We start from the raw sequence: 16842 nt of genomic DNA on the forward strand, positions 1-16842 counted from the left end.
ATCTTTTTAAATTGTAAAATCAAATAAAAAAGGTTTTATTATGATTTTGGGAGTTTCATCTTGTTTATTGGGAAATATGTGTAGATATGATGGGCATGCTGCAAAAGATGATTTTGTATTTACTCATTTAAAAAACTATTTTGAACTTTTGCCTTATTGTCCTGAAAACTCTATTTGGAAAGCTCCAAGAGATGCAATTAGGCAAGTTTTGATTGATGATAAAATAAAAATAGTTACATCTACAAAAGAACAAAAAGATGTTACAAGTATACTTGAAGAAGTTTGTGAAAAGATGGTTTTAAAGGCACAAAAAGATGATTTGTGTGGGTTTATTTTAAAATCATCTTCTCCATCTTGTGGAATGGAGAGAGTAAAAATTTATAAACCTTTCAATTCCACAAGCATTAAAAATGGTGTTGGTGTTTTTGCAAAAAAGCTAAAAGAGAAGATGCCTTATCTTCCTATTGAAGAAGAGGGAAGATTAAATGATGCTTGGCTTAGAGAAAACTTTTTGATGCAAGTTTACTCTTATGGTGATTTGAAAGATTTTTTTAAGCTTGAGAAAAAAATATCAAATTTAATAGATTTTCATACTTCATACAAATATTTAATATATTCAAAATCTCAAAACTCTTATAAAATTTTAGGAAAATTAGTAGCAAATCAGCAAATGAAAAATATAGAAGAACTTTACTTTGAGTATGAAAAAGAGTTTTTAAAAGCAATAGCTATAAAATCTAGTTTAAATAAAACTTTTAATATCTTACTTCATATTTTTGGATACTTTAAAAAACATATCACAAAAGAGGAAAAAGCAGATATTTTAGAGAGTTTATTTGATTTTAAAAATAGAGTAATTCCTTTGATAAGTGTAATAAAAATATTTAATATTTATATAAATAGGTTTGATATATCTTATTTAAAAAATCAGAAATTTCTAAATCCATATCCATCAAAACTTGCTCTTAGAAGTGATTTGGGAGCTTTTAAGTGAACAATTTTGATTTAGCAGTTATTGGAAGTGGAATTGGTGGAAGTTTAATATCCTTGATGAATAAAGATAAAAATCTTGTGTTGTTTGAAAAAGATAAAAATTTGGGTGGAACAGCATCAACTTTTAAGAGATTTGGAAACTATTTCAATACAGCAGCCACAACTTTTGTGGGATATGAAGATAATAATATAATAAAAGATATATTTGATAGTGTAGGTTTCATCCCTGATATAAAAGAGAGTTCTTGTGCATATAGAACAATTATAAATGGTAAAACAATAGATAGGAAAAGAGATTTTGAAGATTTTTTGGATAGTTTAAATAGTGTTTTTTATCATAAAAATAATAGATATTTTTGGCAAACTTTAAAAGATATTGATGAAAGATTTTGGGGCTTAAAAGATATATATTTCGCAAAACATAGTTTAAATTCATATTTTAAAACCTTAAAAACTATCGAAACTCTTTTTAAAGAGTATAAATTTTTGATGTTTAAAACAGCAAATAGTTTTATTAAGGATATTTTGGGTGATATTTCAAAAGAGTATGAGGATTTTATAGATGCACAACTTCAAATTACTCTACAATCTACTTCAAAAAATATTCCACTTTTATCTTTCGCTATTGCTTTATCTTACCCATTTCATAAGGTCTTTTATCCAAATGGTGGAATGGGAAAACTTTTTGATGATATGCTAAAAGATATAAATCTTAAAAGAAATGAAGAGATAAAATTTATAAAAAAAGAGAAAAATTCATATAGATTAATCTCTTTAAAAGATGAATATATAGCTTCAAAAGTTGTGTTAAATATACCTGTTTTTGAATGTAGCAATATTTTTTTAGATGAAGATATAAAAAACTACTATAAAAAATTTAGTTTTTATGATCAAAGTGCTTTTGTAATCTATCTTAAAATAGACTCAAAAGAAGATTTTTTAAACCATTACCAAATAATTTTAAAAGATATTATTCCAAATACTGTATCAAAAAGCTTTTTTGTATCATTTAGTAGTAAAGATGATAAAAAATTGTCGCAAAATGGTTATTCTGTTACAATATCTTGTCATAGCAAAGCAATAGTTTGGAGTGAAATGTCAAAAATTGAGTATGAAAATAAAAAAGAGTTTACAAAAAATTATATTTTAGAAGAGTTTTTAAGAAATTTTCAAAATATAAAAAAAGATGATATAAAAATAGAGTTTTGTGCTACAAGTAAAACTTTTAAAAGATATATAAATAGATTTAATTGTGGTTCATCTCCTTTAAATTTGAATAATATTTTAAAAATTCCAAGCTGTACAACACCTTTTAAAAATCTATACAATATAGGTGATAGTGTTTTTGCTGGTCAAGGTTGGTCTGGAGTTGCTTTGGGAGTAAAAGTCTTAAACTCAAACCTAATTTAGATAATATTAGAAAAAAGGTTAAAGATGTTAAAAAATGAACTTCAAATATCTTTTAAAGATTGGTTAAATATTATTGTAATTGGAGCTTTTTTTGGCTTTTTTCAATCTTTGATTTTATATTTTTTAAATGAAAAATTACAAAATATTTTTACTGTTATTTTTAGTATTTGCACTGCATTTTTCATAACTATTTTTGCTGTTTTTTTGATAAGTATTTCAAATAGATATTTTCTTCCCGAAATAGATAAAAAATATTGGTATTTTTTTAGTCTATTTTTCTCTTTTTTATCTGGATTTTTTGGATTTTGTTTAAGTTTTTTTATATTTTTTGATGTAGATTTTGAACTAATACTATTGATAAAAACTTTTTGGCTTAATATCGCAGTTGTTATTGGATTTTTGACTTTATTGATAGCTTTGATTTTACATAAATTTGTATCATTAAAAAATAAAAATATTGAAATTGAAAAAGAGATATTGGACACAAAACTAAAATCACTCGAAAATGAACTAAATCCACACTTTTTATTTAATGCTCTAAATTCTGTATCAGAGCTTATTTATATAGATAAAATAAAAGCAGAAAATGCAGTTTTACAGCTATCTAAATTTTTAAGAAATGCTATAAATAAAGAGAGTTTAATCACTCTTGAAAGTGAGATTTTTATGGTTCAAACTTATGTAAGTATTGAAAATATAAGATTTGACAATAAAATAATTTTGAATATAGATGATTATGAGGAGTTTAAATCTTTTAAAATACCAAAATTCTCAATACAACTTTTGGTTGAAAATAGTATAAAACATGGTTATTTAGGAGATATTTTAAATATTCATATAAAATTTGAAAATAATTATATAAAAGTTTTAAATGATGGAAAAATAAGTGAAAATATTGAGTTTAAAACAGGTTTGAATAACTTAAAAAATAGGTTAAGTTTATTGAATATTGGAGAATTAAAATTTAATACAGATGGAAAATTTATGATTTTTTCTATAATTTTAAAGGATAAATAGTGAAAGCACTAATAGTTGATGATGAAAAATTGGCATTATCAAGATTGAAAAGAGTTTTAAATGAGAATAATATTTTTGATATATTTGAGTTTAATAATCCACTTGAAGCTATAAAAGAGTTATCAAAAACAAAGTTTGATGTAGCATTTTTAGATATTTCTATGCCAAATTTTAGTGGTTTGGAACTAGCAGAACTTATACTAAACATTGAACCAAAAACTTTTATAGTATTTCAAACAGCTTATGAAGATTATGCTTTAGATGCTTTTAAAAAAGGTGGAATTGGATATTTGCTAAAGCCAATTGATAGTTTGGAAGTAAAAAAGATATTGGAAAAAATATATCTATATAAAGAAGAGAAAAAAATATCTAAAAAGATATTAGGAAAAGTTTCAAATAAAATATATTTAGTTGAAATAGATGAGATTTTTTATATAAAAGCTGATTTATATGAGATTATGATACGAACAAAAGATAATTTTATTTATGCAAAAAAGAAAATAAGTGATATTGAAGAGCTTTTGCAAGATAGAGATTTTTTTAGAGTTCATAGGTCATATATTGTAAACGTTGATAAGATAAAATCTGTAAAAAGTGTAGAACAATCTAAGTTAGAGATATATTTTGATGATATAGAAGAGTTTATTGTAAGTTCAAAAGATGGTGCAAAAGATTTTAGAGAGTATTTGGATAGAAAAACAATATAAATAATAGATATATTTGTTATATCAATTAACAAAAAGTGGCTACAAAAAAACTTTAATATATTGTAAATTGTCAAAAAATAGGAGAGTTTATGAAAAAGAGTTTTAACTTTTTATTGCTTGTATTTATATCTATATTTTTTGTATCTTGTAGTGCAAAACAAAGTGATTTAAAAACAGTAAATAGTGTTGATTTACAAAGATATATAGGTTCTTGGTATGAAATAGCAAGATATGAACACTACTTTCAAAAAGATTGTAAAAATGTAAAAGCAAATTATACTTTAAGAGATGACAATAAAATAGATGTTTTAAATAGTTGCACAAAAATAACTACAAATGAATACAAAGAAGCAAAAGCGATAGCTTATAGTGTTGATGATACAAATAGCAAATTAAAAGTTAGTTTTTTTAGACCTTTTTATGCAGATTATTGGATTTTAGAACTTGATGAAAATTACAAATATGCTATTATTGGTACTCCTTCAAAAGATTATTTATGGATAATTTCAAGAGAAAAATATATGAATGATGAAATTTTAAATAAATTGTTGCAAAAAATTACAATTTTAGGTTTTGACAAATCAAAACTTATATATACAATACAAGAATAAAAGGAAAACTTATGAAAACTATCGCAATATCAGGAGCTAGTGGATTTGTAGGGCAAAATTTGATTAAGTTTTTTTCTAACCACAACTACAAAATAGTATCAATAAAAAGAGAAATTTTAAAAGGTAATCAAAAATTAGATGAAATAGTAGAAAATATCGATATTTTGATAAATTTAAGTGGTGCAAATATCATAAATAGATGGAGTGAAAGTTATAAAAAACTTCTTGTTTCTAGTAGGATTGAAACTACAAAAAGTTTAGTTGAATCCATAAATAGAGTATCTAAAAAACCAAAACTATTTATATCAACTTCAGCTGTTGGAATATATGACAACAAAGCAAAATATGATGAAAATGGCTCTTTTTCAAATGATTTTTTATCAAATCTTTGCCAAAATTGGGAAAATGAAGCTTTAAGAGCTAAAAATGATTTTACAAAAGTAGCTATTTTTAGATTTGGAATAGTTTTAGGAAAAGATGGTGGGGCATTTAAAAAAATGATAACTCCTTTTAAACTTGGACTTGGTGGAGTAATTGGAAGTGGAAAACAGCACTTTTCGTATATTCATATAGAAGATTTGCTAAGAGCTTATGATTTTGTAATAGAAAATAATTTTGATGGAGTTTTTAATCTAACTGCTCCAACTCCTACAACAAATGAAGAGTTTACAAAAACTTTAGGAAAAGTTTTAAATAGACCAACAATTTTTCCTGTTCCAGAGTTTTTATTGAAACTTATTTTTAGTGAAGGTGCAAAAGTTTTAAGTGATGGACAAAGTGCAGTACCAAAAAAATTACTAGATTTAGGCTTTGAGTTTAAGTATAAGAATATAGAAGAGACTTTGAAAAGTTTGGTAAAATGAAACAAATTTTATGGTTTAGAAGAGATTTAAGAGTTGAAGATAGTGCCATACTCTCAAATGCCCAAAATGAAGTTTTACCTATATTTATTTTTGATAAAAATATATTGGAAAAGCTTCCAAAAGATGATAAAAGAGTAACTTTTATATATCAAAGTGTTTTATGTTTAAAAGAAAAATTACAAAAAATAGGTCTAGATTTAGCAATATTTTATGGAAATCCAAAAGATATTTTTACAAAATTAAAAAATGATGGTTTTGATGAAGTTTTAACTTCAATAGATTTTTATAGTTTCGCAAAAAAAAGAGATGAAGAGATAGAGAAAATATTGCCTTTAAAAAGATATATTGATTCATTTATTTTAAATCCAAAAGATGTTTTAAAAGCCGATAAAACACCATACAAAGTATTTACAGCTTTTTATAATTCTTTGGATTATCTACATCAATCTACTAAAATTGAAGAGTTTTTAAATAAGACAAATTTAAAAAAAGTAGATTTTGATTATAGTTTTGTACCAACTTTGAAAGATTTAGGATTTGATAAGCAAGATTTACCAGATTTTTTATATAAAAATCCTGATGAACTAATAGAAGATTTTTCAAAAAAAATTAAAAACTATCAAGAAAATAGGGACTACTTTTATTTAGATGCTGGTTCAAATTTAAGTGTTCATTTGAGATTTGGACTTATATCAATTAGAAGATTATTTAATAAAATAAAAAGTTTAAATGCACCACAAAAAGAGATAGATTTTTATATAAGAGAACTATTTTGGAGAGAGTTTTATAACTATATTTTATACCATTTCCCACACTCTGAATTTGAAAACTTCAGTGATATAAAAGTAAATTGGAATCAAAATGAAGATGATTTTATAAACTGGTGTGATGGAAACACGGGAGTTCCTATCATAGATGCTAGTATGAAATACTTAAATCAAACTGGACTTATGCACAATCGTTTGCGAATGATTGTATCTTCTTATCTTACAAAAAATTTGCTTATTGATTGGAGAAAAGGAGAAAAATATTTTGCTTTGAAACTTCTTGATTATGAAGCTAGCTCAAATATTGGTTCTTGGCAATGGGCCTCAAGTACAGGAGTTGATAGTGTTCCTTATTTTAGGATTTTTAATCCATATTTACAATCAGAAAAATTTGACAAAGAAGCAATTTTTATCAAAAGTGTTTTAACACAATTAAAAGATATTCCAGTAAAATCAATACACAAAGAAAATGAAGTTCAATCAAATTTATTTTTAGATTATCCAAAACAAATAGTATGGATTTCTTATTCAAGAAATAGGGCTATTGAAGAGTTTAAAAGAGCAAAAAATCAACTTAATTGTTGATTTACAAACTGTTTATAATGCCCATTTATCTTCTCTAACTCTTCATGCATTCCACTTTGAACAAGCTCACCATCATCAAGCATATAAACAAAAGATGCATTTTTAACGGTACTTAATCTATGTGCTATTGTAATAACAGTTTTATGTTTTAAAAACTCTTCTAAATCATTAAATAAATTTGTTTCTGTTTGTACATCAAGTGCAGAAGTTGATTCATCGAATATTACAACACTAGGATTTGCTATTATCATTCTAGCAATAGATAATCTTTGTCTTTGACCACCACTGAGCCTAATTCCTAATTTACCTACAATAGTATCAAGTTTTTTAGGCATACTTTCTACAGTTTCTAAAAGTTGAGCTATTTTTAGTGCTTCATAAATCTTTTCATCACTTATATTTTCTTCCCCCATTGTTATGTTAAATCTTAAAGTGTTATTAAATAAAATTGGCATTTGTAAAACTAAAAAAATATTCTCTCTAAGGCTATGTTTATCGATATTATCGATACTTATATTGTTATATAAAATATCTCCACTCTCTTTTGCATAAAATCCAGCAATTATTTGTGAAATTGTAGTTTTCCCACTTCCACTTGCTCCAATAATTGCTACTTTTTCTCCTGATTTTATATCAAAACTTATATTATTTAGAGTCTTTTTCTCTTTTGTATACGAAAAACAAAGGTTTTGTATAGAAATATCTATCTTTTGTGAATTTTCTAGTTTTATATTTCCATTATTTTCGCACTCTAAATCTAATACTTTATTTATTCTTCCAATAGCTGCTTTTGCACTTGCAAGTGAGTATTGAATAGATAAGATATCTTGAACAGGAGTCATAACAAACCAAATATATCCAAACATAGCGAACATTAGACCAATAGATAAATCACTATAAGCTACTAGTAAAAGACCAGTTGCTCTAAAAATTTCAAAGGCAAAAAGAAAAATTGTATATGAAAACTTTTCATAAGCAACACTTTTATAGTTGTATTCATTTGAAGCTATTTTTATTGCATTTGCTTTTGAAATTGATTCTTTGAAAAATTGTTTTTCTTTATTACTTGCTTTTATTTGAGAAAATAGATCCAAAGTTTCATTTATATTACTTTGGAAAGCTTCTATTGAAGCATTTTCTTCTTTTTTTAATTCGCCTGTTTTTTGTGCAATTTTTTTAGAAATTATTGCTAAAGTTGGTTGTATTAAAAGTATCATAAGCCCTAAGATTAAATCTATTTTTATAATTACAATGGCAACTGCAATAAGTGTTAAAACAGAAGTTACAAGTTTACTAGCGATTGAAACTATGAAATTATCCAAAGTATTTACATCTGTGATTAAATTTGCAGATATTTTTCCACTTCCTAAAGACTCATATTCATTCATAGTGACTTTTTCCAAGTGATTTAACAATCTTTTTCTTATATCAAAAATAACTATTTTTGATATTTTTGTAAATATTTTTGTTGTAATAACACTGAAAATAAAATGTAAAAATCTCAAAATTATAACTACAACTGTAACAAGAGCAACGTAGTAAAAAGCATCACCACTACCTAAAAATCTATCTATATTGTTTACAAAAAAATCTGGTTTATCCAGTAAAACTTCATCGACTAAAAGAGGTAAAAGTAAAGGTATAGGAACACTTATTAAAATCGCAATTACTGTAAAAAATTGTCCGATAAGTAAATATTTTTTATTTCTAATAAGAAGTTTATATATATATTTTAAAGATATTTGTTCATTCATAATCTTATTATACTATTTTTAGATATAATCTATCTACAATTATTATACAGTTCTTATTTACAATAAAAATAAAAATCGGGGATTTATGAAAAGGCTTTTTATTTTATTTGTTTTATTGACAAGCTTTTTATTTGCAAAAGAGAACTTTAGCCAGATGAGTACTCAAGAACTCATTGAGATTATTGGGTTTGTTAGTGAAAAAGACAAGGCATCTTTTCTAAAAGAGTTAGAATTAAGAGTTCCAAAGATGAATATTAATGAAAAGGCTCAATATGAAAAGAGATTACAAGAAATACCAGAAAGTAAGCCAATAGAAGATGAAGAGTAGAATTTTATTACTTGAAGATGATTATAATTTAAGTGAAACTATTGAAGAGTATTTTGAAGAACAAGGCTTTGAAGTAGTTTGTGTATTTGATGGTGAAGAAGCAGTTTTTAAAGCTTATGAAGAGAATTTTGATTTATATTTATTTGATGTAAATGTTCCTAAGAAAAGAGGCTTTGAAGTCTTAAAAGAGTTAAGAGATGAAGGAAAAAAAACTCCAGCCATATTTATAACTTCTTTAAACTCTATGGATTCTTTAGAAGAAGGTTTTTTAAGTGGGTGTGATGATTATATAAGAAAACCTTTTGAATTAAAAGAATTACTTTTAAGAGTACAAACATTGATAAAAAAAGAGTTTTCAAAGAAAAATGAAGTTATACAAATTTTGCCAAATGTAACTTTTAACTCTATTTCAAATGAGTTAAGATGTGATGATGAAGAGGTGAAATTAAATTTAAAAGAGTTAAAACTTTTAAAACTATTTTTGCAAAATCCAAATGAACTTTTATCACATGAAAGGATTTATGATTTTGTTTGGGATTATGATGAAGAGTACAGTGATAACTCTTTAAGAACTTATATTAAAAATCTTAGAAAATTTTTAGGAAGAGATAAAATTGTTAGCCTTAAAAAGCTCGGGTATAGATTTAACCAAGAGTGAAGCTAGAACCCTTTTGGGTTTTAGTCTTTTATACTCTTTTTTAGTTTTAGTTATATTAGGTGTAATTACTTTTTTATATTATAAATTTCAAAAAGATTTAATGCTTCAAGAAAAAAGACAGATTCTTCAGAATTATTCAAATAATCTTATCTCACATTTAAAAGAACTACATATAAATATAGATAAATCAAAAATTTATCCGCGAGATGAAAGATTTAACTCAGCTATTTTTGATAGTTCAAAAAAAGAGATTTTTTCAACTTTAGACCTAAAACATATTAATTTTAATGAAGTCATTTATTTAAAAGATGATTATATTCATTTTATAAATGAACCTGAGTCTTACTATTTAGGAAGTAAATATGTGGTTGTTGAAATACTTGATGATAATGTTTGGTTTGAAAATATTAAATACAAGATGATAAGTTCATTTTTCGTATCCTTTTTATTTATGATGATTATTGGTTACTATATAGCAAAAATGTTTTTAAAACCAATGAGAGATGCTTTGCATCTACTTGATAGATTTATAAAAGATACAACTCATGAATTGAATACACCTATTGCAGCAATTATTTCAAATATTCAAATGATAGATAAAAATAGTTTAGATGAAAAACTAGCTAAAAAGATAAATAGAATAGAAATTGGAGCAAAAACTATTTCTAATATTTATGAGGATTTAACATTTATTTCTTTAAATAATCAGATAATTTCAAATAATATAGAGTTAAATTTAAGTGAACTTTTAAAGCAAAGAATAGAGTTCTTTTCTAGTATTGCAGGTTCTAAAAAAATATCTTTTAAGTTAGATATAAAAGATAATATTTTTATTATTTGTGATCAAAAAAAACTATCAAAATTAATAGATAACCTTCTTTCAAATGCTATAAAATACAATAAATTCCAAGGATTTATAAAAGTCACATTAAAAGATAGAATTTTAATTATTGAAGATAGTGGAAAAGGTATGAGTAAAGATAATATAAAAAATTTATTTATACGATATAAAAGATTTGATACCAGTGTTGGTGGATTTGGAATAGGGTTAAATATTGTATCTATGATTGCTAAAGAATATGATTTTAAAATAGATGTTATATCTAAAATTGAAGTTGGAACAAGGATAAAAATAAGATGGTAAGAATTACTCTTTTTTTAATATTAATATTTACTTTTTCATTTTCAAACTCAAAAAATATATATGAACGAAACTGTGTAACTTGTCATAATAGAATCTCTGTAACAATAGATAAATATTTTTATAGATATTTACTAGAATATAGTAGTGAAGAAGAAGTTAAGAAAGCTATGTTTGAATTCATAAAAAATCCTACTAAAGAAAAAAGTTTGATGTCTGAAGCACTTATAAAAAGATTTGGATTGAAAAAGAAAACAAGGTTAAGTGATAAAGAGCTAAAAGAAGCTTTAGATATTTACTGGGATGAGTACAATTTATTTGGAAAGCTAAAATAAGTTTTAGGGGTTTTCCTAAACTTATTTCTCTTTTTCTTTTAACTCTTTATATAGTTTAGTATATGTTACTATCTCTTCTTCACTAGCTTTTCTTCTACAAGATAAGAAACCTTTTGTTCCTTCACTAGTTGTTGTAGGGAAAATTGTCGCATATACCCAATAGTAATCTCCACCTTTTGTGGCATTTTTAACATATCCTGTCCAAACTTCCCCTTTTCTTATTGTTTCCCATAAATCTTTAAATGCAGCTTTTGGCATATCAGGATGCCTTACAATATTATGTGGATGACCTATTAACTCATCTACGCTATATCCAGCTATTGTGCAGAAATCATCATTTGCAAATAAAATAATTCCTTTTTCATTAGTCTCACTTACTAAGAAAGCGTATTCATCTAAAATTATCTCTTTTGACATTTTTAATAATCCCTTTAATTTATTTTTTTTGTTTTAGCATCTTGTACTAGGACTTGAGCCATTTGAAGAGTTTCATTTGCTATAGATGCTACATTATTTGCTTCAGAAGCATTTTCTTGAGTTACTCTATCCAATATAGAAACAGTATCATTAATCTGTTCGATTCCTTTTAACTGTTCATTTGAAGCCTGACTAACATCTTGAATAATAGTTATTGTTTCACCAATTAAGCTATTTAAATTGTTATATCCATCTCTCATTTCATCAGATATCTTTTTACCTTCATTTGTTTTAGAAGTTGCATTTTCAACTAAATCTTTTATTTCTTTTGCAGCTTGAGCACTTCTACCTGCTAAGTTTCTTACTTCTTGAGCAACAACAGCAAATCCTTTTCCAGCTTCTCCAGCTGTTGCTGCTTCAACAGCTGCATTAAGAGATAAAATATTTGTTTGAAAAGCTATTTGATCTATTACTTCAATGGCTTCATTAATAGATTCAACTTTAGAGTTGATTTCATCCATAGAAAGAGCAGTTTTATTTGCTAGATTTTCACCCAAAATTACAGAGTTTTTTACATCTTTACTTAAATTTGCCATTTTGAAAGCATTTTGAGTATTATTTTTTGTAATTGAAGTGATTTCTTCAAGTGCAGCAGCTGTTTCTTCTAAAGAGGCTGCTTGAGAATTTGCTTTTGAAGCCAAACTTTCAACACTCTTATTCATAATTAAAGAATTCTTCTCTAAGAGATTCCCATTAGTAAGGTTTAATTTCGCATTGTTATTTAATTCAACACCAAGTTGATTAATTTGTTCCATTGCAAGTTTCATTTCACCTTTGAGAATAGGATTAATATTTACTGATTTTCTATAATCGTGTTCAGCATAAAGTCCAACAATTTCAACTAAATCTGTCATATTTTGATTTGATCTTTTTAACATATTGTTTACAATGTTTTTTAAGGTATGTACCATAAAGTTATTTGTATTAGAGTGAATTTGAGTTGCATATATACCCTGTGCTACTTTATCCAAAGCAATAACCATTTCCCCAAGTACATGCATATCATCTTTTCTCATTTTATCATACTTATCAAAATACTGATTTAGTTCTCTTAAAATATCACCAATATCATCATCTTTTATATATTCTGCTTTTCTAATATGATTTGTTCTAAAAAATACAAAGTCCATTAAATCTTCAATATATTCTTTTATTCTATTGATCCCTCCAACAACTCTTTTCATAGAATTGTAACTAATATATCCAACGATAAGTGCAAAAATCACATTTACTACTATTATAGAAGTAATAGTATGATCACTTAAAATAGCAACAACACTTATAATAGTGAAACCTAATTGAGCAAGAATCATATTTAAAAGGAATCTTTTTTTTGTATGTAAATTGGGAAACATTCTATGGCCTTAATGTTATAAAGTAATTTCGGAATAATATCACAAAAATTATTTAATTTATATAAACACTTTATAAATAATTATTTAAGTTGTTGCAATTCATTGTAAGTGTCATTTTTTAAATAAAGTTGAACCAACTCTAATCATATTAGAACCACATGCAATTGCTAATTCAAAATCGCTACTCATCCCCATAGAACAATATTTTGCTCCAAAAGGAACTAATTCATCGAAGATTTTTTTTGTAATATTAAATGATTCTTTTATAAGTTTTGTATCAGTTGAATTTGCTCCAATACACATAACACCTTTTAAGATGATATTTGGGCAATTTTCCAAAATCTCTTTATATATTTTTACTGCATCTTTTACTTCAACTCCTGATTTTGTATCTTCATTTGCAGAATTTATTTGAAGTAGGGCTGATAGTTTTTTATTCTTTAGTACTAATTTTTTATTTAACTCTTGAGCTAAATCTAAAGAGTCTAAAGAGTGTATTAAAGTTGGATTTAAATCTATAAGATTATTGATTTTGTTTTTTTGTAAAGTTCCTACAAAATGCCATTCGATAGGAAGTTCGTCTAACTCTTCACTTTTTTGTTTTAAATCTTGAACTTTGTTTTCTCCAAAAGCTCTTTGTCCTGCTTCATAAAGTATTCTTATATCTTGTGTTGTAGAATATTTTGAAATACCAATAATTTTTACAATATGGTGCTCAGATATTTTTAATCTTGCCCCTTCAACTTTAGTTATTAAATTATCTAAATTTTTTGTTGCCGTTTTTTTATCCATTTTTTACCTAAATTAAGAATATTCTATTTTTTGAAATACTATCTAACATATAATTAGAGATAACATAAATTTTAAGTTTATTTTTTAATGTTTTTCTTCTTTTAACAGCTCCTTTACTACTTTATCTGAAAGATGTTTTACTTCTAAAATCTCTCCACTTGCAAGCAATGTTATACCTGCTAATTCATGATTAGCATTCAATATAGCATATTCTTGTTCTATATTTTCTACAATATAAATCATACCATTTTCTCCATCGAGTTCTAATCCTATAGATATTTCTTTTGGTAAATTTTCTAATAATTCCTTTACAATCAATGAATCATCTATTTCTCCAAATGCTTCAGCTGGAGTTAGTATAAGTTCAAAAACATCTCCTATTGCTTTATTTTCGAGTTTTTGCTCAAGTTTAGGAAAGATTTGATTATAACCTCCGTGAAGATATGTAAGTTCTTCTTTATCAACAATAATATCACCTTTGTCATTTTTTAGTATTATATTTAACACCACCAGTGTGTTTTTTTTAATTCTAGTCAATAATAATCCTTCTTGTTTATTAAATTAAGTTATAAGATATGCCCCATTTGCTCTTTTTTTGTTTGTAAATAATTTTTGTTAAATTTATTTATTTTAGTAATTGCAGGAATCCTTTCAACAATTTCTATCCCACTATTTTCAAAAAAGTTAATTTTTCTTGGGTTATTTGTAATAAGTTTCATTTTTTTTACTCCTAAATCTTTTAAGATATATTCAACTGCAATATAATTTCTCTCATCTTCTTTAAAACCTAGTTTTAGATTTGCTTCAACTGTGTTATATCCTTGGTCTTGAAGATTATAAGCATTTACTTTATTTACTAAACCTATATTTCTTCCTTCTTGTCTATGGTAAACAACTAAACCACCTTCTTTTGAAATAAGTTCCAATGCTAAATTCAGCTGATTGTTACAATCACATTTTAAACTACCAATTGCATCTCCAGTTAAACACTCACTATGAACTCTAACAAGTGGTACTTCAATATCTTTAAAATCTTTACTCATAATTGCAAGATGTTCTTGGCAACAATCTTTATAAGCTTTTATTAAAAAATTTCCATATTTTGAAGGAAGATTTGCAATTTCAGAAGAAATAATTGTTTTTTCATTTTCTTTGTTTAAATATGACCTAAAAAAACAAGATTTTGCTCCAGTATGACAAGCTGTATTTCCAACTTGTTCAACTATTACAAGAATTGTATCCTCATCACAATCAACTCTTAAATCAATAAGTTTTTGTATATGTCCACTACTTTCTCCTTTTTTCCATATTCTATTTTTAGTTCTTGAAAAGTAGTGAACAACTTTTGTTTTAATTGTTAAATCAAAAGACTCTTTGTTCATATACCCTAGCATTAATATTTCATTTGTTCCATATTCTTGAGCAATAACTGGAACTAATCCATTAGATTTTTTAAAATCGATATTCATAATTTACTCTTTCATGATTTTATTGCGATCTTGGAATCTTAGCAAATAAGATTTAAATGCAACTTAGTTGCATTTAAAAACTCTTTAGTTAAAATGCCCAAAATAAAAAAAGGAAATTATTTAATATGGAAAGATTTATTATAAATTCTGCTTTAGATATGCATCTCCATTTAAGAGATGATGAGATGCTAAAACTTGTAGTACCCTTAACATCAAAAAATTTTGCAGGAGCAGTTGTAATGCCAAATCTTGTCCCTCCAATTACTACAAAAGAAGTTCTTTTAGAATATAAAAAAAGAATAAAAGAAGCTTGTAAAGATGATGATTTTAATCCTTATCTTACGATATTTTTTCAAGTAGATTATACTTATTCATTTTTAGAAGATATAAAAGATGAGATAATTGCAGTAAAACTCTATCCTTTTGGTGTTACAACTAACTCCGAAACAGGAGTTGCTTCAATGGATGTTGAACTTTTAAGACCAACTTTACAATCTATGGAAAAACTTAATATTCCTTTATGTGTTCATGGTGAAACAAAAGGTTTTGTGATGGATAGAGAAAAAGAGTTTTTACCTATTTATGAATCTTTAGCGATAAATTTCCCAAATCTTAAAATAATTATGGAGCATATCTCAACTAAAGAAGCTGTAACTTTACTATATAAATACGAAAACTTATATGCAACAGTTACAATTCATCATCTTCTTTTAACACTTGATGATGTTGTTGGTGGAGAATTAAATCCTCATTTATTTTGTAAGCCAATAGTTAAAAGATATGAAGATAGAGAAGCTTTACTAAAAGTTGTATTAGAAGCTTATTCTAAAATAATGTTTGGTTCAGATTCTGCACCACATCCAAAAAATAACAAAGAAGCAGCAGATGGTGCAGCAGGTATTTTCTCTTCACCAATTGCATTACAAGTTTTAACGGAACTATTTGAAAAGTATGAAAAATTGGATAATTTAAATAGTTTTGTAAGTTTAAATGCACAAAGAATTTATAATCTAGCACCTATTAAAAAACAAGTTAATTTAATCAAAAAAGATTTTATAGTTCCAGAAATTTATACTTTTGAAAATGAACAAGTAGTTCCAATGTTTGCTGGTAAAACTTTGCTTTGGAGTATTGAATAAATAATTTTAATTTAAATATAAAGGAAAAATAATGATAAAAAACCCTAAAGATATTTTAGAACAATGGATGCAATCAGTTAATAGTGGTAATGTTGAAAAACTACTTAGTTTATATGATAAAGATGCTGTTTTAATACCAACATTTTCAAATAGACTATTAAATACACCTGATAAGTTAAGAAATTATTTTGAAAAACTTGCTGGTCGAGAAGATTTAAGTATTGCTCTACATGAAAAAACATTAATTCAACAAGAGTTGCAAAATCAAATCTTTTCATTAAGTGGAATTTATAATTGGCGTTTTGCAGTTGATGGAGAATTACTAAATTTTGAAGCTAGATTTAGTTATGTAATAGATCTTTCAAAACCAAATCCAATTTTACATCACCATTCATCCCAAATTCCTAGAATGTTATAATTGATTTTTCCATACTTTTTTCT

The 16842-nt window shown here is 25.4% G+C and carries 19 protein-coding genes and 1 pseudogene; 13 read left to right on the plus strand and 7 right to left on the minus strand.

What is annotated here, in order from left to right:
* The first annotated feature begins 40 nt into the window (after positions 1–40).
* From CRU91_RS08925 to CRU91_RS08955, 7 genes are all read left to right on the plus strand, one after another.
* A complete protein-coding gene (locus tag CRU91_RS08925; RefSeq protein ID WP_113894881.1) occupies positions 41–994 on the plus strand; it encodes a DUF523 and DUF1722 domain-containing protein in 954 nt (317 codons plus the stop codon).
* On the plus strand, positions 991–2403 hold the full coding sequence (locus CRU91_RS08930) for an NAD(P)-binding protein (RefSeq protein ID WP_113894882.1): 1413 nt from the start codon (positions 991–993) through the stop codon (positions 2401–2403). The genes CRU91_RS08925 and CRU91_RS08930 overlap by 4 nt, the downstream gene beginning before the upstream one ends.
* Positions 2404–2427: 24 nt before the next feature.
* Positions 2428–3420, plus strand: a complete 993-nt coding sequence (locus CRU91_RS08935; RefSeq protein ID WP_113894883.1) for a sensor histidine kinase — start codon at positions 2428–2430, stop codon at positions 3418–3420.
* Complete coding sequence (locus CRU91_RS08940) at positions 3420–4127, plus strand: LytR/AlgR family response regulator transcription factor (RefSeq protein ID WP_113894884.1); 708 nt, start codon at positions 3420–3422, stop codon at positions 4125–4127. Before CRU91_RS08935 ends, CRU91_RS08940 begins: the two co-directional genes overlap by 1 nt.
* A gap of 89 nt (positions 4128–4216) precedes the next feature.
* Positions 4217–4738: a lipocalin family protein gene (locus tag CRU91_RS08945; protein ID WP_113894885.1), complete on the plus strand. Its 522-nt coding sequence runs from the start codon at positions 4217–4219 to the stop codon at positions 4736–4738.
* An 11-nt stretch (positions 4739–4749) separates the two neighbouring features.
* Complete coding sequence (locus CRU91_RS08950; RefSeq protein ID WP_113894886.1) at positions 4750–5601, plus strand: TIGR01777 family oxidoreductase; 852 nt, start codon at positions 4750–4752, stop codon at positions 5599–5601.
* Positions 5598–6953 carry a cryptochrome/photolyase family protein gene (locus CRU91_RS08955; RefSeq protein WP_113894887.1) on the plus strand — a complete coding sequence of 452 codons (1356 nt, stop codon included), beginning with the start codon at positions 5598–5600 and terminating at the stop codon, positions 6951–6953. Before CRU91_RS08950 ends, CRU91_RS08955 begins: the two co-directional genes overlap by 4 nt.
* On the opposite strand, the gene CRU91_RS08960 is transcribed toward CRU91_RS08955, so the two are convergent.
* Positions 6938–8707: an ABC transporter ATP-binding protein gene (locus tag CRU91_RS08960; RefSeq protein WP_113894888.1), complete on the minus strand. Its 1770-nt coding sequence runs from the start codon at positions 8705–8707 to the stop codon at positions 6938–6940. The two genes, CRU91_RS08955 and CRU91_RS08960, sit on opposite strands and share 16 nt — an antisense overlap.
* Positions 8708–8792: 85 nt before the next feature.
* On the opposite strand from CRU91_RS08960, the gene CRU91_RS08965 reads away from it, so the two are divergent.
* Genes CRU91_RS08965 through CRU91_RS08980 form a run of 4 tightly spaced genes read left to right on the plus strand, consistent with a single transcriptional unit; the run spans position 8793 to position 11169 of the window.
* Positions 8793–9035, plus strand: a complete 243-nt coding sequence (locus CRU91_RS08965; protein ID WP_113894889.1) for a DUF1104 domain-containing protein — start codon at positions 8793–8795, stop codon at positions 9033–9035.
* Positions 9025–9693, plus strand: a complete 669-nt coding sequence (locus CRU91_RS08970; RefSeq protein WP_113894890.1) for a response regulator transcription factor — start codon at positions 9025–9027, stop codon at positions 9691–9693. Before CRU91_RS08965 ends, CRU91_RS08970 begins: the two co-directional genes overlap by 11 nt.
* Before the next feature lie 13 nt (positions 9694–9706).
* The gene (locus CRU91_RS08975; RefSeq protein ID WP_235826988.1) at positions 9707–10837 is read left to right on the plus strand and encodes a sensor histidine kinase; all 1131 of its coding nucleotides are present in this window, start codon (positions 9707–9709) and stop codon (positions 10835–10837) included.
* Complete coding sequence (locus CRU91_RS08980) at positions 10831–11169, plus strand: hypothetical protein (protein ID WP_113894892.1); 339 nt, start codon at positions 10831–10833, stop codon at positions 11167–11169. The genes CRU91_RS08975 and CRU91_RS08980 overlap by 7 nt, the downstream gene beginning before the upstream one ends.
* 21 nt (positions 11170–11190) lie before the next feature.
* Here CRU91_RS08980 and CRU91_RS08985 read toward each other — a convergent pair whose 3' ends face one another.
* The 6 genes and pseudogenes from CRU91_RS08985 to hisI form a co-directional block, all read right to left on the minus strand.
* Positions 11191–11586, minus strand: a complete 396-nt coding sequence (locus CRU91_RS08985) for a PAS domain-containing protein (RefSeq protein WP_113894893.1) — start codon at positions 11584–11586, stop codon at positions 11191–11193.
* Between the two features lie 14 nt (positions 11587–11600).
* On the minus strand, positions 11601–13001 hold the full coding sequence (locus CRU91_RS08990) for a methyl-accepting chemotaxis protein (protein WP_113894894.1): 1401 nt from the start codon (positions 12999–13001) through the stop codon (positions 11601–11603).
* Positions 13002–13112: 111 nt separating this feature from the next.
* The gene (locus CRU91_RS08995) at positions 13113–13793 is read right to left on the minus strand and encodes a YggS family pyridoxal phosphate-dependent enzyme (RefSeq protein ID WP_113894895.1); all 681 of its coding nucleotides are present in this window, start codon (positions 13791–13793) and stop codon (positions 13113–13115) included.
* 84 nt (positions 13794–13877) lie between these two features.
* On the minus strand, positions 13878–14330 hold the full coding sequence (locus CRU91_RS09000; protein WP_113894896.1) for an FKBP-type peptidyl-prolyl cis-trans isomerase: 453 nt from the start codon (positions 14328–14330) through the stop codon (positions 13878–13880).
* A 29-nt stretch (positions 14331–14359) separates the two neighbouring features.
* Positions 14360–14929 (minus strand): GTP cyclohydrolase II, encoded by a 570-nt coding sequence (gene ribA / locus CRU91_RS09005; protein WP_235826990.1) that lies wholly within the window; start codon positions 14927–14929, stop codon positions 14360–14362.
* Between the two features lie 9 nt (positions 14930–14938).
* Positions 14939–15262, minus strand: a pseudogene (gene hisI, locus CRU91_RS12400) (phosphoribosyl-AMP cyclohydrolase); the annotation flags it as partial.
* 125 nt (positions 15263–15387) lie between these two features.
* Between hisI and pyrC the strand changes: the two are divergent.
* Positions 15388–16401: a dihydroorotase gene (pyrC, locus tag CRU91_RS09010; protein WP_113894898.1), complete on the plus strand. Its 1014-nt coding sequence runs from the start codon at positions 15388–15390 to the stop codon at positions 16399–16401.
* A 31-nt stretch (positions 16402–16432) separates the two neighbouring features.
* Entirely contained in the window at positions 16433–16819 is a 387-nt protein-coding gene (locus CRU91_RS09015; RefSeq protein WP_113894899.1) for a nuclear transport factor 2 family protein, read from the plus strand.
* Positions 16820–16842: the final 23 nt, after the last annotated feature.

Origin of the sequence: Aliarcobacter vitoriensis (assembly GCF_003316695.1) — a bacterium.
In the GTDB taxonomy this organism is placed as follows: domain Bacteria; phylum Campylobacterota; class Campylobacteria; order Campylobacterales; family Arcobacteraceae; genus Aliarcobacter; species Aliarcobacter vitoriensis.